The sequence below is a fragment of the Protofrankia coriariae genome (assembly GCF_001017755.1).
Classification (GTDB): Bacteria; Actinomycetota; Actinomycetes; order Frankiales; family Frankiaceae; genus Protofrankia; species Protofrankia coriariae.
This window is the reverse complement of the sequence record NZ_JWIO01000084.1, coordinates 1-5,766: the sequence shown is the minus strand read 5'-3', so window position 1 is coordinate 5,766 and position 5,766 is coordinate 1. Positions and strand designations below refer to the sequence as shown.

Genomic DNA, 5,766 nt, shown 5'->3' with positions numbered 1-5,766 from the left:
CACCGATCTTGAAACAGTCCCCTGCCCGGCCGCGCCGCTTCTCCCAGTTGGTGCACCCTCAGCGTGAGGGTGACGACGGCTCCGTTCTCAGGATGGTTGGCGGCGCTGGCCTGGCCGCCGTGGGCCGTGGCGATCGCGGCGACGATGGCGAGGCCCAGGCCGGTTCCGCCCTGGGCGCGGGTCCGAGCGGTGTGGACGTAGAACAGCGCTCCCAGCCCGGCGAGCACGAGCAGCGTCCCGAGCGCGAAGACGGCCGCGAGGCGGATGCGCAGTGGCATCGGCTGGTCAGGCCGTCCGTGTGCTCGTGGTGGCGCACAGCCGATAACCGGCTCCGCGGACTGTTTCCAGTTGTGAGGTTCCGAAGGGCCTGTCGATTTTGCGGCGAAGGTAGGCGATGTACTGGTCGACCACGTTCGAGGTTCCGTCGTAGGCGAAGTCCCAGACGTGTTCGAGGATGGCTGTTCGGCTGAGGACCTCGCCGGGGTGGCGCATCAGGTATTCGAGGAGGGCGAATTCTTTGGGTGAGAGGTCGAGGGCGGTGCCGTCACGGCTCGCGGTGCGGCCGGCCGGGTCAAGTCGCAGCCCGTCGACGTCGAGGACGACAGGGCGTTCATGGGTTCCGCGGCGGATAAGTGCCCGGATCCGGGCGAACAGCTCGTCGAAGCTGAATGGTTTGGCGAGGTAGTCGTCGGCGCCGACGTCGAGTCCGCGCACGCGGTCGGTGACCTCGCTGCGGGCCGAGAGCATCAGTACCGGTGCCCAGCGCCCGGCGGCGCGCAGGCGCCGGCAGACCTCGAATCCGTCGAGTCCTGGCAGCATGAGGTCGAGAACGATGACATCGTAGGCGATTTCGCTGGCCTGCCATACCGCCTCGAGGCCGTCCGCGACGATGTCGACGGCGAACCCTTCCTCGGTCAGGCCGCGGCGCAGCAATGTGGCGGTGCGTGTTTCGTCCTCGACCACCAGCACCCGCATGGGCAGCACGATATGACTGTCGGCATGTGAATTCGATGTGAGCCCGGCCTGGTCGGGCGTGCCCCGGCTGTGGACAGCACCGCGCGGAGCTTGCCCTCCAGGCCCAGCCAGCCGCCGACGAACCAGGTCAGGAAGAACACAGGGTGATCGCGATGATCGCCTGGGTGATCGCGGGCCCGGCGGCCGCGGAAAGGTTTCGTCGGACTCGCTACGGACGGTCGCGAACGGCCGACGTTGGCCGTTGGGTCATGGCTGCCCACAGCGCGGCGTAGCGACCGTCGAGGTCGATCAGTTCCTCGTGTGAGCCGTCTTCGACGATGAGCCCGCCGTCGACGACGAGGATCCGGTGTGATGCCCGTGCGGTCTGCAGCCGGTGCGCGATGAGCAGGGTCGTCCGGCCGCTGACCACGAGCCCCATCGCCCGCTGCACCCGCGCCTCGGTGGCGAGATCGAGGTTGGCGGTCGCCTCGTCCAGCAGCAGGATCGCCGGGTCGACGAGCAGCGCGCGGGCCAGGCTGAGCAGCTGGCGCTGGCCCGCCGACAGGGAGTGTCCCTGCTCGCTGACCGGGGTCAGGTAACCGTGCGGGAGGTCGGCGATGAACTCGTGCGCGCCCACCGCCCGTGCGGCGCGCTCGACCTCCAGGTCGGACGCGGACGGGCGGCCGTAGGCGATGTTCGACCGGATGGTCCCGGAGAACAGGAACGGCTCCTGCGGCACGAACCCCAGCTGGTGCCGGTAGGCGGCCAGATCGAGATCGCGCACGTCGACGCCGTCGACCCGCACCGTCCCCGAGGCCGCGTCGTAGAACCGCGCCACCAGCTTGACCAGCGTGGACTTGCCGGCTCCGGTGGTACCGACCAGCGCGACGACCTGGCCGGGCGGGATGGACAGGCTCACGTCGTCCATCGCGACGAGCCCGGTGCTCTCGTAGGCGAACCGGACGTGATCGAGCGTGATCTCGCCGCGCAACCGCCCGGGACGCACCGGATCAGGGGTGTCGGGGGTTCCGCTCGGGGTCTGCAGGAGCTCGCGCAGCTGGGTCACGGCGACGACGGCCTGCAGCCACTGGTCGAAGACCGTCGACAGCTGCTGGATCGGCGTGAAGAACTGGTCGAGGTAGAGCAGGAACGCGATGAGCAGTCCCGCGCTGAGCGAGCCGTTCGCGATGCGATGCGCGCCGACGGCCAGCGCGATCGCCTTCGCCGCCGTGCTCAGCAGCTGCAGGAACGGGAAGAACCGGGCCATCAGCTCGTACGAGCGTGACCGGGCGTGGCAGTACGCGTCGGCCAGCGACGCGAAGCGGGCCTCGTTGGCCGGCTGCTGGTTGTACGCCTGGCTGACCACGACGCCGGACAGGCTCTCCTGCATGTCCGCGTAGAGCACGGAGATGCGTTCCCGGGCCGCGAGATACGTCTGTGTGGACACCCGCCGGAACCACATCGTCGACAGCACCAGCGGCACGAGCACGACCGAGATCATCAACGCGAGGGAGGGACTGAACACCGCGAGCACCACGGCGATGCCGCCGCAGGTCATCAGGCTGGACATCGCGGTGACCAGGCCCTGCTGCAACAGCTGCGCGAACGCCTCGACGTCCGAGGTCATCCGCGTCATGATCTTTCCGGCCTGGTGTCGCTCGTAGTAGTTCAGCGACAGCCGCTGGAGGTGCGCGAAGGTACGCACCCGCAGGCCGAACAACATCCGCTCCGCGGTGCACTGGGTGTAGAAGGTCATCAGCCGCTGGTTGGCCCAGATGATGATCTGGAGGACGAGGAGCACGGCGCACGCGACGGCGAGCACCCGCTGGGAGTGCCGCAGCACACCGTGGTCGACACCGAAACGGATCAGTGCCGGGGCCGCCAGGCCGCTGAGCCCGTCGATGACGACCAGCACCGCGGCCAGCGCCAGCGGCCGGGCGAACGGCCGGAAGACGTCGCCCATGCTGAAGTCGTCGTGCGGCGCCATCGCCGCGTCGAGGTCGANGGTCGCCGGCCAGCGGTGGGAGCCGGTCCACCTCGGCGAGCAGTTCGGGTGACGCGGCCGCCAGCCCGGCCAGCTGCGAGGAGTCGCCGCCGCGGCCGCCTCCGGGCCCGCCCACCGTCGAGCGCAGGGCGGAGTCGCTGGCATAGGTGCTCACCTTCGGCGCGCCGAGGCGGGAGACGTCCGTCGGCCAGGCCACCGGGTCGATCGCGGTGACCGGCTCGGCCGGCGGCGTGCCGTGCTCGGCGAGCCCGGTGTCCAGGCCGGTGAGCAGTTCGCGGAACAGCTCCGAGCGGTCGAGCAGTTCCTCGGCCGTGCCCTGGTCGACGATGCGCCCGCGGTCCAGCACGATGACCCGGTCGGCCAGCTGCAGTGTGGAGTGACGCTTGGCGATCAGGACGGTGGTCCGCTGCGCGAGCACCTCCTCGAACGAATGGTGGATCGCGTGCTCGGTGCGGGCGTCGATCGCCGACGTGGCGTCGTCCAGAACGAGCACGCGCGGGTTGGCCAGGGCGGCCCGCGCGAGAGCGATGCGCTGACGCTGCCCGCCGGAGAGGGTGAAGCCCCGTTCCCCGACCACGGTCTGGTACCCGTCCGGCAGGCCGGCGATGAAGCCGTGCGCGTGCGCCGCGACGGCCGCGTGTTCGACCTCGTCATCGGACGCGGTCGGGCGGCCGAACGCGATGTTGTCGCGGATCGTCGTGGAGAAGAGGAACCCCTCTTCGAACACGAGGCCGACCGTCGAGCGCAGCGACATCAACGTGTAGTCGCGGGCATCCCGCCCGTCCACACGGACCGTGCCGGAGGTCGGGTCGTGGAACCGCGCCAGCAGCAGCGCGAGCGTCGACTTGCCCGAGCCGGACGCGCCGACGATCGCGATCCGTTCTCCCGATTCAATACGCAGGGTGATGTCGTGCAGCACTGGCTCGCCACCGGGGTAGGCGAAGTCGACGTGGTCGAGTTCCAACAGCCCGTCCGGGTCCGTGAGGGCGACCGCGTCCGGCCGCTGCCGGACGCGGGACTCGGCGGACAGCAGTTCGAGGATGCGCGCCACGCCAGCGCGGGCCTGCTGGCTCGTGGTGAGGATGTTGGACAGGAACCGCACGGGGGTCACCAGCTGCAGGACGTAGCTGGAGAAGGCGAGGAAGACACCCAGCGTCACCTCGCCGCGCATCACCAGCCAGCCGCCCAGCGCGAGGACCGCAAGCTGGCTCAGCCCGGGAAAGGCATCGAGCGAGGCGCTGAAGGCGGCGGTGATGCGCGCGGTCCGCAGCCGGGACTGGAACAGCGTGTGCGCCTCGGCGTTGAGGGACTGCTGTTCCTGGGCCTCCTGCCCGAAGGCTTTCACCACGCGGACGCCGGTGACGGCCTCCTCGACCACGCCGGCGACCGAGCCCTTGTAGAACTGGTCCGTCCAGCTGGCTGGAAATGTTCGCTGGCGGAACCGCGTCGCGACGACGAGGAACACCGGCATCGAGACCGCCATGATCACTGACAGTAGTGGCGAGAGCCAGATCATCACGCCGAGCGCGACCACCAGCAGGGTGAGGTTGCCATAGGCGATGCCGAGCTGGTGGATGAACATCTGGATCACCGTGAGGTCCGAGGTCGCCCGCGACATGATGTCGCCGGTGCGGAACTCGTCGTGCCCGGCCGCGTCCAGGTACTGCAGGTGGTGATGGACCTGCACCTGCAGGTCGCGCTGGCTGCGCGCCGCCGCCCTGCCGCCGATCGAGCGGCGTAAGTACTGCAGGACGAAGCTCACGACGCCGGCGGCGACCAGGATCGCGACCCACAGCGCCAGCGAGCGTCGCCTGGCCACGATCGCGTCGTCGATGATCACCTGCTGGATCAGCGGCAGCGCGGCGAGCGCGGCCTGGGCGAGAACCGTCAGCGCGATGCCGATCCGGATGGTCCGCAGGTTCCGCCCCAGCAGCGGGCCCAGCATGTCCAGGGTGCCCTGGTTCTTCTTCGCCGTCATGGCGTCACCGCGGACACGTTTCGTCGGGCCAGGCCCGGTCGGGGCGCGTCCGCGGTGGGTGCGTCTGCGGTGGGCGCGACGACACCGACGTGAACGAGCCCGTGGCCGGCCCGGTGGGGCCGCCGTCCACGGTCGCGGCGAGCGTCGTGACCACGACGGGGTGGACGCCGAAGACCGGGCGCGGTCGTGGAGGCGAGAGCGGGCGGGCTCCCAGTCGTCGGCATAGTCCTCTTTCTATAGAGGATCATCAGGGGGTACAATGCAGTTCGGCTACATAGTTTGTTAACCAAAGTAACAACATGGTGTGGTGATACGCAATCTGCTACTGAAAGATGGCGGATTGTCTATCCTGTGGGCAAGGGTGGCCTATCGATCGACAGAAAGTGTTGATCAGAACGTGAATCTGCCGCTGGCGGATCTCCCCCCGACCGCCATCTCTCGCCGCCGACTCCAGCGGCGCGGGCCTGCCGGGCCAGTCGCGCCTCGAGCGGGGTAGCCGGCCGCCGGCCCGGATCGCCATCCCGCCACGGCCGGGTGGATGGCTGCCTGCCATGACCGGCCACTCGGCCCGGACCGGCACCGATCATGACTGGTTCGGCAGCGGTGCCCCGCCAGGCCGTGCACCCTGCCTGTGCTCCCGACGGCGGCGGATGCCGTCCGCCCCCGAGCGGATTACGGTCGATCCGGGTTGTCCGTCGACCGTGTTGGGTTACCGGCCGACGGGCCGCGATGCTTCGTGGCGGCAAGATTGTCTCTGACCATGACCGTGAAGGTGTGGTCGGGACCATTGACCCGCACGCTGTCGGCCAGCGTCCGCTCGTACAGGCGG

The 5,766-nt window shown here is 69.5% G+C and carries 3 protein-coding genes and 1 pseudogene; all 4 read right to left on the bottom strand.

Going from position 1 to position 5,766, the window contains the following annotated elements; all coding sequences use genetic code 11:
• Window positions 1–278: ATP-binding protein (locus tag FrCorBMG51_RS24110; protein ID WP_047225296.1), on the bottom strand; the 278-nt coding region annotated here is incomplete at its 3' end.
• A gap of 7 nt (window positions 279–285) precedes the next feature.
• On the bottom strand, window positions 286–975 hold the full coding sequence (locus tag FrCorBMG51_RS24105) for a response regulator transcription factor (RefSeq protein WP_047225295.1): 690 nt from the start codon (window positions 973–975) through the stop codon (window positions 286–288).
• 208 nt (window positions 976–1,183) lie between these two features.
• Complete coding sequence (locus tag FrCorBMG51_RS35225) at window positions 1,184–2,917, bottom strand: ABC transporter ATP-binding protein (protein WP_476742250.1); 1,734 nt, start codon at window positions 2,915–2,917, stop codon at window positions 1,184–1,186.
• Window positions 2,918–3,485: 568 nt separating this feature from the next.
• Window positions 3,486–4,904: pseudogene (locus FrCorBMG51_RS35220) on the bottom strand (ABC transporter ATP-binding protein); the annotation flags it as partial.
• Window positions 4,905–5,766 lie beyond the last annotated feature (862 nt).

What these genes read in the sequence shown, in the direction of transcription:
- FrCorBMG51_RS35225 (WP_476742250.1), bottom strand. Translation starts at nt 2,917, where the DNA reads ATGGGCGACGTCTTCCGGCCGTTCGCCCGGCCGCTGGCGCTGGCCGCG.
- FrCorBMG51_RS24105 (WP_047225295.1), bottom strand. Translation starts at nt 975, where the DNA reads ATGCGGGTGCTGGTGGTCGAGGACGAAACACGCACCGCCACATTGCTG.